At 69.4% G+C, this 16,565-nt stretch carries 16 protein-coding genes; 8 read left to right on the top strand and 8 right to left on the bottom strand.

Going from position 1 to position 16,565, the window contains the following annotated elements; translation table 11 throughout:
• The first annotated feature begins 38 nt into the window (after positions 1-38).
• Positions 39-1,628 (top strand): hypothetical protein, encoded by a 1,590-nt coding sequence (locus tag RPX00_RS10145; protein ID WP_406639270.1) that lies wholly within the window; start codon positions 39-41, stop codon positions 1,626-1,628.
• A 14-nt stretch (positions 1,629-1,642) separates the two neighbouring features.
• Here the strand turns inward: RPX00_RS10145 and RPX00_RS10140 are convergent, their stop codons facing one another.
• On the bottom strand, positions 1,643-2,002 hold the full coding sequence (locus tag RPX00_RS10140; protein ID WP_406639269.1) for a MerR family transcriptional regulator: 360 nt from the start codon (positions 2,000-2,002) through the stop codon (positions 1,643-1,645).
• A 60-nt stretch (positions 2,003-2,062) separates the two neighbouring features.
• On the opposite strand from RPX00_RS10140, the gene RPX00_RS10135 reads away from it, so the two are divergent.
• A complete protein-coding gene (locus RPX00_RS10135; RefSeq protein ID WP_406639268.1) occupies positions 2,063-3,226 on the top strand; it encodes an MFS transporter in 1,164 nt (387 codons plus the stop codon).
• 71 nt (positions 3,227-3,297) lie between these two features.
• On the opposite strand, the gene RPX00_RS10130 is transcribed toward RPX00_RS10135, so the two are convergent.
• The 4 genes from RPX00_RS10130 to RPX00_RS10115 all read right to left on the bottom strand — a co-directional run bounded on the left by RPX00_RS10130 (position 3,298) and on the right by RPX00_RS10115 (position 7,555).
• Positions 3,298-4,737, bottom strand: coding sequence for an FGGY-family carbohydrate kinase (locus RPX00_RS10130; RefSeq protein WP_406639267.1), 1,440 nt, complete (start codon positions 4,735-4,737; stop codon positions 3,298-3,300).
• A complete protein-coding gene (locus RPX00_RS10125; RefSeq protein WP_406639266.1) occupies positions 4,734-6,065 on the bottom strand; it encodes an MFS transporter in 1,332 nt (443 codons plus the stop codon). The genes RPX00_RS10130 and RPX00_RS10125 overlap by 4 nt, the downstream gene beginning before the upstream one ends.
• A gap of 76 nt (positions 6,066-6,141) precedes the next feature.
• Positions 6,142-6,936, bottom strand: coding sequence for a DeoR/GlpR family DNA-binding transcription regulator (locus RPX00_RS10120; protein WP_406639265.1), 795 nt, complete (start codon positions 6,934-6,936; stop codon positions 6,142-6,144).
• A gap of 7 nt (positions 6,937-6,943) precedes the next feature.
• Positions 6,944-7,555, bottom strand: a complete 612-nt coding sequence (locus RPX00_RS10115) for a histidine phosphatase family protein (protein WP_406639264.1) — start codon at positions 7,553-7,555, stop codon at positions 6,944-6,946.
• A gap of 102 nt (positions 7,556-7,657) precedes the next feature.
• Between RPX00_RS10115 and RPX00_RS10110 the strand changes: the two genes are divergently transcribed.
• Genes RPX00_RS10110 through RPX00_RS10085 form a run of 6 tightly spaced genes read left to right on the top strand, consistent with a single transcriptional unit; the run spans position 7,658 to position 13,675 of the window.
• Positions 7,658-8,341, top strand: coding sequence for an HAD family hydrolase (locus RPX00_RS10110; protein WP_406639263.1), 684 nt, complete (start codon positions 7,658-7,660; stop codon positions 8,339-8,341).
• 3 nt (positions 8,342-8,344) lie between these two features.
• Complete coding sequence (locus RPX00_RS10105; protein WP_406639262.1) at positions 8,345-10,030, top strand: dihydroxyacetone kinase family protein; 1,686 nt, start codon at positions 8,345-8,347, stop codon at positions 10,028-10,030.
• Entirely contained in the window at positions 10,030-10,485 is a 456-nt protein-coding gene (locus RPX00_RS10100; RefSeq protein WP_067576815.1) for a ribose-5-phosphate isomerase, read from the top strand. The genes RPX00_RS10105 and RPX00_RS10100 overlap by 1 nt, the downstream gene beginning before the upstream one ends.
• 53 nt (positions 10,486-10,538) lie before the next feature.
• The gene (locus tag RPX00_RS10095; protein ID WP_406639261.1) at positions 10,539-11,579 is read left to right on the top strand and encodes a 2-hydroxyacid dehydrogenase; all 1,041 of its coding nucleotides are present in this window, start codon (positions 10,539-10,541) and stop codon (positions 11,577-11,579) included.
• The gene (locus RPX00_RS10090; protein WP_406639260.1) at positions 11,576-13,024 is read left to right on the top strand and encodes an FGGY family carbohydrate kinase; all 1,449 of its coding nucleotides are present in this window, start codon (positions 11,576-11,578) and stop codon (positions 13,022-13,024) included. The genes RPX00_RS10095 and RPX00_RS10090 overlap by 4 nt, the downstream gene beginning before the upstream one ends.
• Positions 13,025-13,675: a class II aldolase/adducin family protein gene (locus tag RPX00_RS10085; RefSeq protein WP_406639259.1), complete on the top strand. Its 651-nt coding sequence runs from the start codon at positions 13,025-13,027 to the stop codon at positions 13,673-13,675. It begins immediately after the preceding gene.
• Positions 13,676-13,680: 5 nt separating this feature from the next.
• Here the strand turns inward: RPX00_RS10085 and RPX00_RS10080 are convergent, their stop codons facing one another.
• The 3 genes from RPX00_RS10080 to RPX00_RS10070 form a co-directional block, all read right to left on the bottom strand.
• Positions 13,681-14,046, bottom strand: a complete 366-nt coding sequence (locus RPX00_RS10080) for a hypothetical protein (protein ID WP_406639258.1) — start codon at positions 14,044-14,046, stop codon at positions 13,681-13,683.
• Between the two features lie 60 nt (positions 14,047-14,106).
• A complete protein-coding gene (locus RPX00_RS10075) occupies positions 14,107-15,540 on the bottom strand; it encodes an MBOAT family O-acyltransferase (protein WP_406639257.1) in 1,434 nt (477 codons plus the stop codon).
• Between the two features lie 334 nt (positions 15,541-15,874).
• Positions 15,875-16,549 (bottom strand): TetR/AcrR family transcriptional regulator, encoded by a 675-nt coding sequence (locus RPX00_RS10070; protein WP_406639256.1) that lies wholly within the window; start codon positions 16,547-16,549, stop codon positions 15,875-15,877.
• Between the last annotated feature and the right edge of the window lie 16 nt (positions 16,550-16,565).

Below are 16,565 nucleotides of genomic sequence, written 5' to 3'. Positions count from 1 at the left end.
GTACGTGCCGAAGGTGCCTTGCTCACTAAGGTGGCCCGATGGTCGCGCCCGAAAAGCCGCAGCACCCCGCCTTCGCTGTTACCCGGAAGGGATACGACCCCCATCAGGTCGACGCCCGCATAGCCCAGCTGACCAGCGAACTCAGCACGACCTCGCACGGCCGCGACGAGGCAGTCGCGACCGCGGGAGAGCTGACGAAGGCCCTGACGACGGCCCAGGCTGAACTGTCGGAGGCGAAGGCCGCGCTCGTCCGCGTCACCTCGAGCCCGGCAGGAGCCGGCGCGATCTCCGAACGCGTGCGGATGATGGTGCAACTGGCCGAGGAGGAGATCGCCGACCTCCGCCGCTCAGCGGACGCCGACGCGACCTCGACCCGCGCCGAAGCCGACCGGTACGCGCACGAAACCCAACGGGCAGCGGACAAAGCGGCCAAAGAGGCAGAGGCCGAACGCCAGCGGCTGCTAGCCGAAACCCAGGCCGACTTGGCCGCCCGCACCGAGGCGCTGGACGCCCGGGTCGCGGCCGCGGAGAAGGACCTGGCCGCCAGGCAAGCGGATCTGGAATCCCGGATCGCCGCTGCCGAAGCGGACATCGCCAAGCGCACGGCCGCCGCCGACGAGGAGATCGCGACCCGCCTGGCGGACCTGGAAGCCCGGCTCAAGGCGGGCAACGAAGACATCGCTACGCGCACGGCTGCGGCCGACGCGGACATTGCGTCGCGCACGGCTGCGGCTAATGAGGACATCGCCACGCGCACCGCTGCCGCGGACGCGGATATCGCTTCCCGTACCGCCGCGGCTGACGAAGACATCGCCACGCGCACCGCCGCCGCGGACGCCGAGATCGCCGCCCGCACCGGAGCCGCCGACCGCGCCCGAGCCGAAGCCGACGAACTCTCTGCTGCCGCCCGCGCCGAAGCAGACCAGGCCGCGCTGGCCGCTCGCACCCAGGCCGACGAAGCCGCCGCGGAAGCCCGAGCCAAGGCAGATGCCGAAGCCCAGCACGCCCGTACCGTCGCCGACGCCGAAGCCCGCCGCATCCGCGACGAGAAGGACGCCGAAGCTCTCCGCGTCCGCACCGAAGCCGACGAGGCCGCTGCCAAGGCCCGCGCCGAGGCAGACGCCGCCGCCGAAGCCGCCCGCCTCGCCGCCGACGAGGAATCGGCCCGAGTCCGCGCCGAAACTGACGCCGCCGCTGAAGCCGAGGCCGCCAAACTCCGCGCCGAGGCCGACCGCCGAGCGTCGGAAGAGATCGCCGTCAAGAAGGCACAGGCCGAAACCGCCCTCGCCGACGCTCTCCAGAAGCAAACCGAAGCCACCGAATCGCGCACCCTGGCCCTCGACCTCCGCACCAAGGTCGCCGACCGGATCGCCGCCACCAACGAGGCGGTGCAGGAGGCGTTGCGCTTCCTCGGTACGCAGGAAGAGGAAGCCGCCGCTTCAGCTGACGCGCCGGCTTCGTCTGACGCGCCTGCGTCGGCTGAGGCACCTGCCCTGCCCCAGCCAACTCCGCGCCCAGCATCAACTCCGGACGCACAGTCGCCCGCCGACCCCGCGGAACCGCCGACCCCGCGCAGTGGCAACGGCAACGGCCGCCGCCCCGGCCGTCCTCGCGCGGGCCGCTCCTGACCGGTGCCGGTGCGTCAGGACGCTTGCGATGACACGGCATTCGTGGTTGCGAGCAGGTTGTCGAGCAGCGACCGGGTGTGGACGAGTTGGTCGATGTCGCCGGTGATCCGGCGACGCTCTGCTTCGAGTCGTTCGCGGCAGGCGTCCAGCAGCAGCGACTCGCCTGCCATACAGGACAGGATTTCGCCGATGAGGTCCATGCCGAGGCCGGCCGCGAGGAGGGTCTGGATGTGTGCCACTTTGCGGACATCCGAGTCGGCGAAGATCCGGTACCCGCTGGGCGTTCGATCCGGCCTCAGGACGCCCTTTTCCTCGTAGTAGCGCAGCGCTCGCACGCTGACTCCGGTCCGGTGTGCCAGCTCTCCGATCTTCACCTGGGTTCCCTCGCTGCTTGACTTGACTCTCACGTCGACGTGAGAGTTTAGCGTGCGAGCATGCTTCGACTAGCCATTCTCATGTTCTGCGTCTTCAGCATTACGACCGGCGAGTTCGTGGTGGCCGGAATCCTGCCCGAGGTCGCCGCCGACCTTCACGTCACCGTCGGTACCGCGGGGCTGCTGGTCACGGCGTACGCCCTCGGCATGATCATCGGCGGCCCGCTGCTGACCGCGCTGACTGCCGGGATCGACCGGAAGCGGCTGATGCTTGTCCTGCTGGCCGTCGCGGTTGTGGGGAACGCGGTTTCCGCTGTCGCTCCCGATTTCTCGCTGCTGCTGGCGGCTCGGGTGGTCACCGCGCTGGTGACCTCGACCTTCTTCGCGCAGGCAATCGTGATCGCGGTGACCTCCGCGCCACCGGAGCGAGCCGGGACCATGGTTGCCCGGCTGGCGTTCGGGATGAACGTGGCCATGATCCTCGGAGCACCGATCGGCACCCAGATCGCCAGTCAGTGGGGCTGGCGCGCGACGTTCGCGGTGATCGCCGTGGCGTGTCTGATCGGTCTTGGCCTGGTGTTCTGGCAGCTCGCCTCACCTCGTGAGGAGAACCGGACCTCGGCGCTCTCGGAATTGCGGATGCTGCGCCGCCGTCCGGTGCTGATGGCGCTGGCCATCACCGCGATCGGCAACGTCGGGGCACTCATGGTGTTCAGCTACCTCGCCCCGCTGCTCACGGATCTGGGCGGACATCCGGCCGCCCGGCTGCCGCTTCTGCTCCTCGCCTACGGCATCGGCGCGACGATCGGAAACCTCGTCGGCGGCACGCTCTACGACCGCAACCCGCGGCTGTTCCAGCCCCTTCTCCTCGGTCTGCTGGCCGCGATCCTGGTGGGCAGCTGGTTCGTCGCCACCTCCGAGACCTTCACCGTGGTGGCAGTCGTGGCGATCGGCCTTCTCGGCTTCGCGATCATCCCCGGCATGCAAGCACGCGTGATGGCGACCGCCGCCGAAGCTCCGACGCTGGCCATGGCCGTCAACGCCTCCGGATACCAGGTCGCCGCCGCCTGCGCCGGCCTGTTCGGCGGCCTCATCGCCGACTCGGCTGCCGGCCCCAAGCCCATCTACCTCGTCGCCGCGGGCTTGACCACGTGCGGCCTCCTCCTGACGGTCCTGGTCACCCGCGCGCCTGACCACGAAAACACCGTGGCGATCGCGGAGTGACTCCCCGGCGTTCTGGGTCTCGACGATTCAGGCCCAGAACGCGTCCGCGTACCACCAAGCTCCGCTCGGCATCACCCCGCCGCCACCGTGAACAGCTCGTCGTCAATCCAGCCACGGTCCCGCAGCTCCCGGCAAAACCGTTGGTACGAAGCCGTCATCGCCGCCGCCTCACCCGGCTCCGGCTCGACGAGCGACCCCACCGGCATTCCCTCGCACACCGCACTCAGACCTCCCGGCGCGCACCCAGCCGCCGCGAGCAACGCCGCGCCGTATCCCGTTTCCGCCTGAGCGGCCACCCGCAAGCCAAGCCCGCTCACGGCAGCCCGAATCCGAGTCCACAGTGGACTCTTGCTGCCGCCGCCTGCCGCGAGAAGCGGTTCGCGAACCGGCACGCCCAGCCGCCGCAAGTGGTCCAAGGCGAGCCGCTCGAGGAAGGCAACTCCCTCCAGCCGAGCCCGATGCAACTCGACCTCGTCCACTGGGTCGCCGAGCACGAACCCCGTCGCGTCACCGTGCGCGAAGGGAAAGCGTTCCCCCTTGCGTCGCAACGGAAACGCCACCACCTCAGCCGGACCACGGGCAGCGGCCGCGGCATCCAGCTCGGCCAGCCGGGGACTGTCCGAAACGGACTCCCCGCCGGTGTTCGACGCGCCGCCCGGCAACCACCAGCCATCCGGATGCCGATGGCTGTACATGACCCCGGTGGGATCCGGTACCAGCGACTCCGTGACTCCCTTCAGGACATAGGTCGTCCCGAGAATCCCGACGAACCGCCCCGGCTCGACCGCGCCCGCGGCCAGCTGTCCCGCGCACCCGTCCGTCATGCCCGCCACCACCAGGCAGCCAGCGGGCAACCCGGCCGTCGGCACCGCAACCTCGCCGAGCACGCGCGTCGGCGCGACCACCGGCGGCAACATCCCGTCCGGCACGCCCAATCCGGCGAACACCTCGGACGGCCATTCCTCGGCCAGCGGGTCATAGCCGCTTTTGAGCGCGTGCGACCAATCCGCCGCGACCGGATGTCCGGTCAGCTTCGCCGCGATCATCTCCGGCGTGTGCCGCACGGCGACCGCCTCGGTATGTTCGGCCAGCCAAGCGATCCGGCCGAGCGCCGCGGTCGGCGAGATACCCGAACCCAGTTTCCGCCACCGGTCGGCCCCGAGTTCCACGGCTTTCGCGTTGTACTCCGCGCCGCGCCGATCGTCATACATCAACGCGGGAGCGACCGGCTCTCCCGCGGCATCGACTCCGACGATCGTTCCGGACGTCGCCGCGATCGCCACCGCCGAGACTTCCGCGCCGCGTCCAGGCAACGCGGCAGTGACCTCGCTCAGCACCGAACCGACCGCGGGCCACCACGCCGACGGATCCTGTTCGCTGCGGCCACCGCCCGCGCGCACCGGCGCCGGCAGCGACGCCGATGCGGTGGCGAGGACCGAGCCGCCGCGCACCGCGAAGGCGCGAACCCCCGCGGTGGCGACGTCGATGCCGACCGAGACCTGCTCGTTCACGCCGTGCTGACCCTTTCTTCGACATCCTGCAGGCTGGCGTCGCTCGCGAGTGCTTTCTCGGTTTCCGCGGGCAGCTTCAGGAATCGCACCAGCACCGCGGCCACCAGGTACAGCGCGGCGAAGATGATGACCACCCCGGCGGCACCGGCCGGACCGAGGAACAGCGACACGATCGCCGGCCCGACGAACGCCGCCGCGCCCGCGCCGAGGTTCAGCAGGGCCATCGCGCCGCCCTTGTGCTCCGGGGCCAGCGACGGCAACAGCGCGGAGATCGGCACGAACCCGGCAAGCGTCGCACCGTAGAGCGCGCCGACGATCAGCGCGAGCCAGTAGTACTGCGCACCCATCGCGACCGGGACGAAGTACAGCAGCAGGATCGAGATCGCACAGCCGATCGCGCCGAACCAGAAAATCGTGGTGCGCCAGCCGATCCGGTCGCTCAGCACGCCGAAGATCAGGTTGAAGAAGATGTTCGTCCCGTAGATCACCGACACCAGCAGCAGCCAGCGGCTCTCGCCGAAGCCGATCTGCGAAATGAAGATCGTCGGGAAGAACACCAGCATGCCGAACTCCGGCGCGGTGTTGATGACGCGCACGATCATGCCGACGCCGACCCGCGGCTTCTTCCACGCGATCGATACGCTGGAAACGAGGCTCTGCACCGGTTTCACGTCCGGCGGCGCGAGCCTGCGGTATCCCGTGCGCTGCCGGACGCCGAGCACCGCCACCAGTCCGCCCGCTCCGAGCAGCACGACCGCGACCCACAGCGTGCCGTAGTGGCCGAACAGCGGGTTGGTGAAGCTCGCGACGAGCGCGCCGAGCGTGGGCAGGCCGCCGGTGAAGGCGAAGTAGAACCAGCCGACCGCCGCACCGAGCCGAGCGACCGGGGCCACCGCGGTGATCCACACCAGGAACCCGAACGCGAACATCGGATAGCCGAATCCGCGGATGCCGTAGCAGATCAGCATCGCCGCGTAGTTCCCGCCGGCGAGGCCGAGCGTGAGGAACAGCGCGTCGAACACCAGCCAGATGGCCAGCCCGATGATCATGACCCGCCGTGGTCCCCACAGTTCGGACAGCGCGCCGGAAAGCCACGACGCCAGCATCACGGCGACGCCGTACACGGTGATCACGTACGACGCTTTGATCTCCGTGCCCGCGCCGTTGTCCGCCATGTACGGCGCGATGAAGCCGGACTCCACCCCGTCGCCGATCATGAACAGGAGCAGTCCGACATAGCCAAGGAACAGGGGTGCGGGCAGCCCCCATTTCGTGAGCAAGCGCCCGAAGCCCGTCTTGGGCAACTCCGCTGTTGCCGACTCGTTCATACACGCCTCCATGACGTCGAGATCGAACGTATCATGGACCGTGTGAACTTCGCACGCAAGAGTGTTATGAAGTCGATCAGTTGTCGGGATCTTCCGCGACCTGCACCTCGACCCGGCCGCGCAGCTCGTCGACGTAGTGCGGATCGGCTTCCTCGTCCACGATCAGCAGGTCGTAGTCGTCCAGCGGCGCGAGCCGGTGCAGCGCGGTGCGGTTCATCTTGCTGTGGTCCATCAGCAGCACCTTGTGCCGCGCGCTGGCCAGCATGGCCCGCTTGATCATCACGATCTCGGGCTCCTGGTGGAAGCTCATCGACGTGGTCATCGCCGAGGTGGACACGAACGCGATGTCCACCGACAGCCGCTCGATCGACTCGATGCTCTGCATGCCGAGGAACGAGTCGTGGGTGGGCGAGTAGTCCCCGCCGATGCAGATCAGCCGCAGTTCGTGCACGTTCTTGAGCGCGTCGATCGCGGCGAGGTAATTCGTCGCCACGGTCAGCGGCGTCACCTCGACCAGGAGCCTGGCCAGCGCGAGTGCGCTCGTGGAGTCGTCGAGCAGCACCGACATCCCGGGCTCGACCTGCTCCACCGCGTGCATCGCGATCACCCGTTTGGCGTCGACGTGCGCGTTCATCCGGTACTCGGCATTGCTCTCGAACACCGTCGACGGCATCGCCGAGACCCCGCCGCGGTACTTCCGGACCAGGCCGCGCCGGGACAGTTCGTCGATGTCCCGGTGCACCGTCATCATGCTGACGCCGAGCAGGTCCACCAGCTCGCCGATGGTCGCCGAGCCCTGCTTGAACACGTGCTCGGTCAGCCTCTGCTGACGGTTCTCGCGGGGGTGGGAGGCAGGCTTTTCGCTCGACATGCCGTGATTATCGCGGTTCGACTGGGAGGTTGAAGCGCACCAGTGCGGTTCGGTCACCACTCACCTCCAGTTCGGTGACCGCCGCGTTGTCCAGGCGGGGAAACACGCTGCGGTAGCGGGACAACGGGATGCCGAGCAGCTGGCACAGGGTGAGCCGCAGCAGCGTGTTGTGCGCGACGACCAGTGCGGTTCCGCTGGTCGCGGCGGCGATCGCCCGGATCGCGCGGGCCCCGCGCTCGGCCGCTTCGGCCGGATCGTCGGCACCGGGGAACGCGCCGGCGATCGGGTCGGCGAGGAAGCGCTCGACCGCCTCCGGATCGGTCTGGCGCACCTCGTCGCGGGTGCGGCCCTCGGCGATCCCGAAGTAGGTTTCCCGCAGGTCGGTGACCACTTCCGGGACTAGGCCAAGCGCCTCGGCTGTCGGTTCGATCGTGCGGCGGGCACGTCGTTGCGGAGAGCAGAACAGCCCGTCCGGCTTCACCCGGCGCGCGAACGCGGCCAGCGCGTCGGCTTGACGGAGCCCTTCCTCGGTCAGCGCCACCTCGCTGGTGCCCGCGTACCGGTTCTCCGCGTGCCATTCGGTCTGTCCGTGCCTCGCCAGCAGCAGACGTGCACCCACTTGTGTCCTCCTCGTGTGAACACCCTTGCGAACTTCTCACTGTCGCTGTTAACTTAACATTGCTCGTGTGAAACGGGCTCGCTCTCTGAAGGGATCTGGTGGATGACTCTCGACGCGGTGGTGTTCGACCTCGACGGTGTCCTGGTGGAAAGTGAACACCTCTGGGAGGAGAACTGGGTCGCTTTCGCCGCCCGTCACCAGGTCGAGTGGACGGCGGAGGACACGGCCTCGGTGCAAGGCATGAGCGCGCCCGAATGGGCCGGTTATCTCGCCCGTCGGTGCGGGGTGCCGGACCAGGCGGACGAGGTGGAGCGCGCGGTGGTCGACGGCATGATCGCCTCGATCGACGCGGGCGAGGCTCCGTTGCTGCCCGGTGCGGGCGCGATGGTGCGCGAGGTCAGCGAGCGGGTCCCGGTCGCGCTCGCGTCGTCGGCGGCCCGGAGGGTGATCGACGCGGTGCTCGAGAAGCACCAGCTCACCGGCGAGTTCTCCGCGACGGTGTCCAGTGCCGAGGTGGCGCGGGGCAAGCCGAACCCGGACGTGTACCTGGAAGCGGCGGCCCGGCTCGGCAAATCGGGCAGCGAATGCCTCGGGGTCGAAGACTCCAGCAACGGCATCCGGGCGGCGGCCGCGGCCGGGCTCACCGTGATCGCGCTGCCCAATCCCACGTACCCGCCGAAGCCGGACGCGCTGGAGCTGGCCAGCGCGGTGGCCGAGAGCAATGACGACGTCCGACTGAAGCTCCTGGCCTACCTGGCCGGCGAGCCGGTGGCTGCGAAGGACTGAACCATGACCACCTTGGGTTCCCCGGACACGTTCAAGCGGCAGTGGCTGGACGGGTTCGTCACCGCGTACGGCCGCACGGTGCAGAAGGTGCCGGATGCCTACGGCGTCGTTCGCCGCGAGGCCCCGGCGAGCCCGAAGGTCGCGGTCGTGATCGGCGGCGGTTGCGGCCACTATCCGGCGTTCGCCGGTCTTGTCGGCCCTGGCCTGGCGGATGGCGCGGTGGTCGGCGACGTGTTCACGAGTCCGAGCGCCGAGCAGGTCTACCGCACGGCGCGGGCGGCGGACAACGGCGCGGGCGTCCTCTTCGGATTCGGCAACTACCAGGGCGATGTGCTCCACTTCGGGCTCGCGGCCCGGAGGCTGGCGGCGGAAGGCATTCCGAGCCGCACCATCCTGGTCACCGACGACATCGCGAGCGGCCCGGCGACTGAACCGGAGCGCCGTCGCGGCGTGGCGGGCGACTTCCTGGTCTTCAAGATCGCCGGTGCGGCGGCGGAACGCGGCTACGACCTGGACGCGGTGCACGAGGTCGCGGCGAAGGCGAACGCTCGCACGCGGACGTTCGGCGTCGCGTTCGGCGGCTGCACGCTGCCCGGTGCGGACGCGCCGCTGTTCACCGTCGCGGACCAGGAAATGGAGCTGGGCCTCGGAATTCACGGCGAACCGGGTGTGCGCACGGTGGGCCGGTTGTCCGCGGCGGAGCTGGCCGACGAACTGGTCGACGGGCTCCTGCCGGAGCTGCCCGCCGGCGACGGCCGCGTGGTCGTGCTGGTGAACGGGCTCGGCCGCACCAAATACGAGGAAATGTTCGTCACCTACACCCGGGTGCACGAACGGCTGGCCCAAGCCGGGCTCAGCCCAGTGCACTCCGAGGTCGGCGAGTTCGTCACGTCGCTCGACATGGCCGGGGTTTCGCTGTCGATCCTGGTGCTGGACGACGAATTGGCCGAGCTGTACGCCGCGCCGTGCGACACCCCGGGCTACCGCACCAGCGGGGCCGAGCTGACCACGGTCGACCTTGAGTCCACAGTGGACGAACTGCTGACCGAGGAGGACCCGGGGACCAGCATCGTCGACCGGGTGCTCACCGCGGCCTTGCGCAGTATCGAGGAGAACGAGGCCGAGCTGGGCAGGCTCGACGCGGTGGCCGCGGACGGCGACCACGGCCTCGGCATGACCCGCGGGATGCGTGCCGCCGTCGCCGCGGCGCGCCGCGAACCGGACACGATCTCCGGTGCGCTGCTCGCGGCCGGCACCGCGTTCGCCGATGCCGCTGGCGGTGCCTCGGGCGCGTTGTACGGCGTGCTGCTGGCGGAAACCGGGGCCGGTCTGAGCGGGGCGGCCGCCGAGGACATCACCACGGCGATGCTCGCGGACGCGGTCGACGGCGCGGTGCGGGCGTTCTGCGAGCTGGGCAAGGCCGAACCGGGCGACAAGACAATGCTCGACGCGATCGAGCCGTTCCGGGCCACGCTGCGGGAGCAAGCGGGCTCGGAGGTAGTGCAGGCATGGCGGAAAGCCGCTGGAGCCGCGGCCGTAGCCGCTCAGGAGACCGCGCACTTGCGTCCGGCGAAGGGACGCGCGGCGCGGCTCGCGCAGCGGAGCGAAGGCCATTCGGATCCAGGTGCGGTGTCGTTCTCGCTGCTGGTCACGGCTGTCGGCGAGGAGCTGGAAAGGAGCGCGGACTGATGCGCATCGTGGTGGCGGCGGACAACGCCGGGGTCGAACTGAAGAATCAGCTGCGCGATCTGCTTCAGGCCGACGAGCGGGTCACCGAGGTGACCGATCTCGGCGTGCCCGACGCGGCGGACGACCGGGCGTATCCATTGCTGGGGCTCGCGGCGGCGGAGGCGATCGCCCGCGGCGAAGCGGACCGCGGCGTTCTCGTCTGCGGCACCGGCATCGGCATGGCGATCTCGGCGAACAAGGTGCCCGGCGTCCGGGCGACGGTCGCGCACGATTCGTACTCCGCCGAGCGGTCGATCAAATCGAACGACTGCCAGGTGATCACCTTCGGTGCCCGCGCGATCGGGCCCGAGGTGGCGAAGAAAATCGTGGCCGAATGGGTCGGGTACCGCTTCGATCCGGCGTCGGCCAGCGCGACCAAGGTCGCGCACATCACCGAATACGAGAACGCCCACTGACCTGAGCGCCGGATGTGGCGCACAATCGGCACAGAGCGAGTGAGGGAGCAGAGTTGCACATTCTCGCTGCGGGAGACCACTTCGTCAGCCCCGGCCTGCTGGCCGGAGCCGTCCGCGCGGAGCTTGGCGGCGACCACGAGGTCGCCGAGCTGACGCTGCCGTGGCCGGTCGAGCCGTTCGGGCCGGTCGGCAACGTGCTGGAGGCCAGCGGTACCGAAGACCAGGTGATCGAGGCACTCGCCGGTGCCGAGGCCGTCGTCACGCAGATGGCTCCGTTCACCAAACAGGTCTTCGCCGCCGCTCCGGCGCTCAAGCTCGTGTCGGTGTGCCGGGGCGGGCCGGTCAACGTCGATCTCGCCGCCGCCACCGAGGCCGGGGTCGCCGTCACCTACGCGCCGGGACGCAACGCGGGCGCGGCGGCCGAGTTCGCGGTCGGCATGATCCTCGCCGCGATGCGGCGGATCTCGACGTCCTCGGCCGAACTGCTCGCCGGCACCTGGCGCGGCGACTACTACGCCTACGACCAGGCCGGGCTCGAACTGGGCGGCACCACGGTCGGGCTCGTCGGATACGGCGCGATCGGCTCCCGGGTCACCAAGGTGCTCGTCGCGTTCGGCGCGAACGTCCTGGTCGCCGACCCGTATGCCAACCGGTCCGCCGTCGAGGCAGACGGCGCACAGCTCGTCGAGCTGGACGAGCTGCTCCGGCAGAGCCGGGTCGTCAGCCTGCACGCGCGGCTCACCGAGGAAACCCGGCACCTCATCGACGCGAGCAAGCTCGACCTTCTACCGCAGGGCGCGGTACTGGTGAACACCGCCCGCGGCGGCCTGCTCGACTACGCCCCGCTGCCCGAGGCCCTGCGTTCCGGCCGGCTCGGCGCGCTCGCTTTGGACGTCTACGACGTCGAGCCGCCGCCAGCGGACTGGGCACTGCGCGATGCGCCCAACGTGATCGCGACCCCGCATCTCGCCGGCGCGAGCAAGCAGACCGCCGAGCGGGCGGCCACGATCGTCGCCGCCGAGGTCGGCCGGTACGCCCGCGGCGAGCAGCTCGCCAACCTCGCGAATCCCGAGGTGCTGGAGCGACGGCCGTGATTGTCGGGGTCGACATCGGAACGTCGCTCACCAAGGCCGTGGTGTTCGACGAGGACGGCAGCTCCATCGCGAGCGCGTGCACGCCGTCCGAGGTGCACCACCTTCCGGGCGGCCGGGTCGAGCAGGACCTCGACCAGGTCGTCGGCACGGTCGCGACGGTCGTGCGCGAGGTCGCGGCCGCGCTGCCCGAACCGGTGTCCGCGCTGGCGTTGACCGGACAGGGCGACGGGCTCTGGCTCCGCGACGAGTCGGGTGCCGCGGTGCACCCGGCCATCTCGTGGCTCGACGGCCGGGCGAACACGGTGCTCGCGAAATGGCAGGCCGACGGCGTGACCAAGGAAGTCTTCCGCCGCACCGGTTCCGGCATGTTCCCCGGCTGCACCGCCGCCATCATGTCCTATTTGGACACTCACGAGCCCGAGGTGCTGGACCGCGCCGCCGTAGCCGGATACTGCGTGGACGCGGTCTTGCAGCGGCTCACCGGCGAGATCACCGTGGACGTCTCGGATGCCTCGCTGCCGTTCCTGAACCCGGCCACCCGCGGCTACGACGACGGTGCGATCGAGGCCTGCGGTCTGGGTCATCGCCGCTCCCTGTTCGCCAACCCCGCTCCGGCGAAGTCGGTGTTCCGCCTCGACCGGCGCGGTGCCGATCTGCTCGGTCTGCCCGTCGGTTTGCCAGTCACCGCAGGGCCTTTCGACCTACCGGCGAGCGCGATCGGTGCGGGCGTACGGAAACCCGGCGACGGCATTCTCACCGCCGGGACCACCCTCGCCTGCCAGGTGCTCACCGCCGACCCCACGTTCGATCCCGATGCGGAACCGGCGGGCATGTTCCTGTGCACCCCGGACGAACACGAGTACCTGCACGCGATGCCCGCGATGGTCGGCACCGCCGGTATCGACTGGGCGTGCGAGTTGCTGGGCATCAGCGTAGAGCAGATCGACCCGCTCCTGGCGAGCAGCAAGCCAGGCGCTCGCGGGGTACGCGCGCTGCCGTTCCTGTCGGTATCGGGCGAACGCGCCCCCTTCGTTGACGCTGGCGCGCGGGCACAGTTCTCTGGGCTGAGCCTGGAAACCGGCCGAGCTGATCTGGTCCGGGCACTCTGCGAGTCGATCGCCTACGCCGCACGGCATTGCTTCGAAGCGGCCGGGCTGTCCGGACAGCTCTACGCCTGCGGCGGCGGAGTCCGCTCGCCCGAGTGGCTGCAGATTTTCGCCGACGTACTCGGCCGCCCGGTCGTGATCCCGAGCGATCCCGGCGTCGGTGCCCGCGGTGCCGTGCTCACCGCCGCGGCCGCGCTGGGAACGCCGTACGATCGGGACCGCTGGGCCGCGAACTCGCGAACAGTCGAGGCACGGCCCGAAAATGTGGCTGAATACGAGCGCGGTTACGCCGACTACCAGGCTTCCCTGTCTGCCGCGCGCGGACTGTGGAGGCTGTGAATGATCCTGGAAAACGAGCGTGCCGCAGTGTGCGAGTACGCCCGCCGCCTGACCGCGGACGGTTTGGTCGTCGGCACCTCCGGCAACGTGTCGGCCAGGTCCGGCGACCTGGTCGCGGTCACCCCGACCGGTGTCGACTACGCCGCTCTCACCCCCGCCGACATCCCCGTGGTGGACCTAGCCGGCAACCCCGCCGACGGCGACCTGAAGCCGACGAGCGAACTCCCGATGCACCTGGCCGTGTACACCCGAGCCACCGATCCGGAGAACGCCCCGGTCAACGCGGTAGTGCACACGCACTCGGTGTACGCGACCGCAGTGTCCACTTTGGTCACCGAGGTCCCGCCCATCCACTACATGCTCGCCACAATCGGCCCCACCGCCCGAGTAGCGCCATACGCGACCTACGGCACCACCGAACTGGCCGACGCGATGCTGCAAGCCCTGGACGCCCGCCGCGGCTGCCTCCTGGCCAACCACGGCACCATCACGTATGGCGACACGTTGTCGAGTGCGTACCACCGCGCGCAGCAATTGGAATGGGTCTGCCAGCTGTGGCTGCTGGCCCGCTCCGCCGGCACGCCGACCCTGCTGCCGCCAGCGGAAATCGAACACGTGGTGGAAAAACTGAAGGGATACGGCCAACGCTGAACGGCTTACGGCAGCGGTACGAGCGCCCCCATGCCTTCCCGCGCGAACTGAGTAGCCAGCCGCTGCGGCAGCGGATTCGGGTACAAAATGATCGACGCGAACGGCGACGGCGTGAACCCGGCCCCGCCGTTGCTCTGCAGATGTACGCTGACGTGCACGTTGCGGTCAGCGGGAATCTCGAACGACACCGCACCCCAGGAAACGACGTACTGCCTGCCGTCGATCCCCGCGAACGGAACGTAAGCCCCGGGCCGGAAAATGTGCGGGGAAATATCGATCGTGAGCAACCGCCGCGGCCCGTCATGCGAGTCGACGTACGGAATCACATTCGGAGTCGCCCCCAACCCCGGCGGCTCGGTCGCGTCAGTCATCGTCTCCGGGCCTCCCGCTAGGCAACGGACGAAGCTTACCCGCGCCAGCCCGTCGCGAGATCAGAATTGGTAGTACAGGAACGGGCTGAAAGTCCCGGTAGCCACCAAGATCGCCGCGTACACCAGGCCCACCGTCATGACTCCGATTCGCAGTGCGGTCGCCCCGCGGCTTCGGGACGATTCCAGCAGCGGGCCGGTCACCGGGTGTGCTGGGAGGATGAACACGATCAGCGCCAGCAGCAGGATCACCATTCGCTGGTTCGTCAGCGCGCTTTCCACGACGTCGCCCAAGCCGCCGAAGTCGGGGATCAGCATGTGGCCGATCATCGACAGGGCGTGGCCGAGGTCGGCTGAGCGGAAGAAGACCCAGCCGAACACCACGAGGATCAGCGTCAGCAGGCGGCGGGCGGCGCGGGCGATGGGGCTGGCGGGGGCGTCGCCGAGGTTGAAGCGGCGTTCGATCACCAGCAGGGCGCCGTGGTAGCAGCCCCAGATCAGGAACGTCCATTGCGCGCCGTGCCAGAAACCCGTCAGCACGAAGACGATCGACAGGTTGCGGTACGTCTTTCCGGCGCCCGAACGGTTGCCGCCCAGTGGGATGTAGACGTAGTCGCGGAACCAGCGGGACAGGGACATGTGCCAGCGGCGCCAGAACTCCGTGATCGTCACCGACGAGTACGGGCGCGCGAAGTTTTCCGGCAGCCGGAAGCCGAGCATGCGGCCGAGGCCGATCGCCATGTCCGAGTAGCCGGAGAAGTCGAAGAACAACTGCAGGGTGTAGCCGATCGCGCCGAGCCAGGCCGTCGTGAACGTCATCTGGTTCGCCGGGGTGGAGAAGCAGGCTTCGACCATCGGGCTGAGCGAGTCGGCGATGATCGCCTTCTTGCACAGGCCGAGCGCGAACCTCGGGAAACCCGCGGCGAGGTCGTCCAGGCGATGCGAACGCCGCTGCGGAAGCTGGTCGGCGATTTCCCGGTACCGCACGATGGGACCCGCCACGAGCTGCGGGAACATCGCGATGTACGCGGCGAACGACACCGGGTTGCGCAGCGCGTGCCGCTCCCCGCGATAGATGTCCACCACGTACGAGATGTGGTGGAAGGTGTAGAAGGAAATGCCGATCGGCACCACGATGTTCGCGACGCCCACGTCCCCGCCGAACCAGTGCGCGACGGCCGCGATCTGCTGCGTCGCGAACCCGGCGTACTTCCAGATGACGAGAACGAGCACGTCGAGCGTGATGACGCCGATCAGGATCCGCTTCCGGCGCTTGCCGCGCACGTCCCACGGACTGGGCTCCAGCGCCGGCCCGGCCAGGAAGTTCACCGCCATGCAGAGCAGCAGCAGGAACAGGTACGGACCGGCGCCGATCGTGTAGAAGAGCAGGCTCGCGACCGCGACGATGCCGTTGCGCCAGCTGCGCGGGCACACCAGGACCGCGATCAGCACCGCGGGCATGAAGTACCACAAGAACAGCGGCGAAACGAACGACATCGGTGACGGACCCCCTCGGTTCCGGAGGAGACCTTAGCCCGAGCGGGTGGCTCCGCGGAGCGATGCCCGACGGATCACAGCACGAATCACCGAGGGTGACGGATTTGGGAGGGTTTCTCCCCTCGCGACGGGGCGGACGGGGTGCAGGGGAGAGCGGACGGCAGTGGAGGGCGGGGTGGATGGGCGGGGAGTGGAGGGGATGCCGGGAGTTCCGGAACGGGAGGCGGTGATTGAAGACGCCAAAACATCCCGAGCCGTCTAGCGCGGCTCGCCCAAGGCCGGGACCCATCGCCGCGCGCCAGCCGGATCACCGGAGGTGCCCAGCAACCCCAGCTCAGTCAGTGATCCGGTCCAACCACTCGCTCATCAACGCCTTCTCCGCCCCACTCAACCCCGAGACCTGCGGCAACACCGCCCGCAACGCCGTAGCCGCGGCGACCGGCCCAGGCGTACGAGACACCGGACGATCCGTGCTGATCGCCGCGATCACCGCTTCCCGCGCGGCGACCGACAGGGCCAGGTCCCGGGAGGCCACCGGCGTACCGATCAGGCTCAGCGTCGTCCCGGACCCGGCGGCATGGATCAACGCCGCCGCAAGCGGTTCCGGCACCCGCAGCCGACCGGCCTCGGCGACTCGGCGCACTCGGGCCGACAGGATCTCCAGGGACTTCTCCAGCGCCGCGGAGGGGGCACCCGGGCGGGTGGTCATCAGCCGGTACAGCGCGGGGTTGGCCAGGCCGAACTCCAGGTGCTGATCCCAGCCTCGCCGCAGGTCCTCCAACGGGTCATCGGCTGGGGGCTGGGCGGTTTTCGCCTCCAGGTAGTCCGTGTAGCCCTGGACGGTGATGGCGTCGAGCAGGCCGTCCTTGTCGCCGAACAAGCGGTAGATCGTCGGGGGCTGGACGCCCGCCGCCGCGCTCACCGCGCGGGTCGACACCGCGTCCGGGCCGCCGTTGGTCAGCAGGTCCAGGGCAGCGGCGATGATGCGGGTGCGGGCGTCCTCGGACATGTTATCGACGATAACA

Origin of the sequence: Amycolatopsis sp. WGS_07 (genome assembly GCF_045278895.1) — a bacterium.
GTDB lineage: Bacteria > Actinomycetota > Actinomycetes > Mycobacteriales > Pseudonocardiaceae > Amycolatopsis.
Note: the sequence above shows the minus strand (reverse complement) of the source record. Positions and strands in the feature narration are given on the sequence as shown.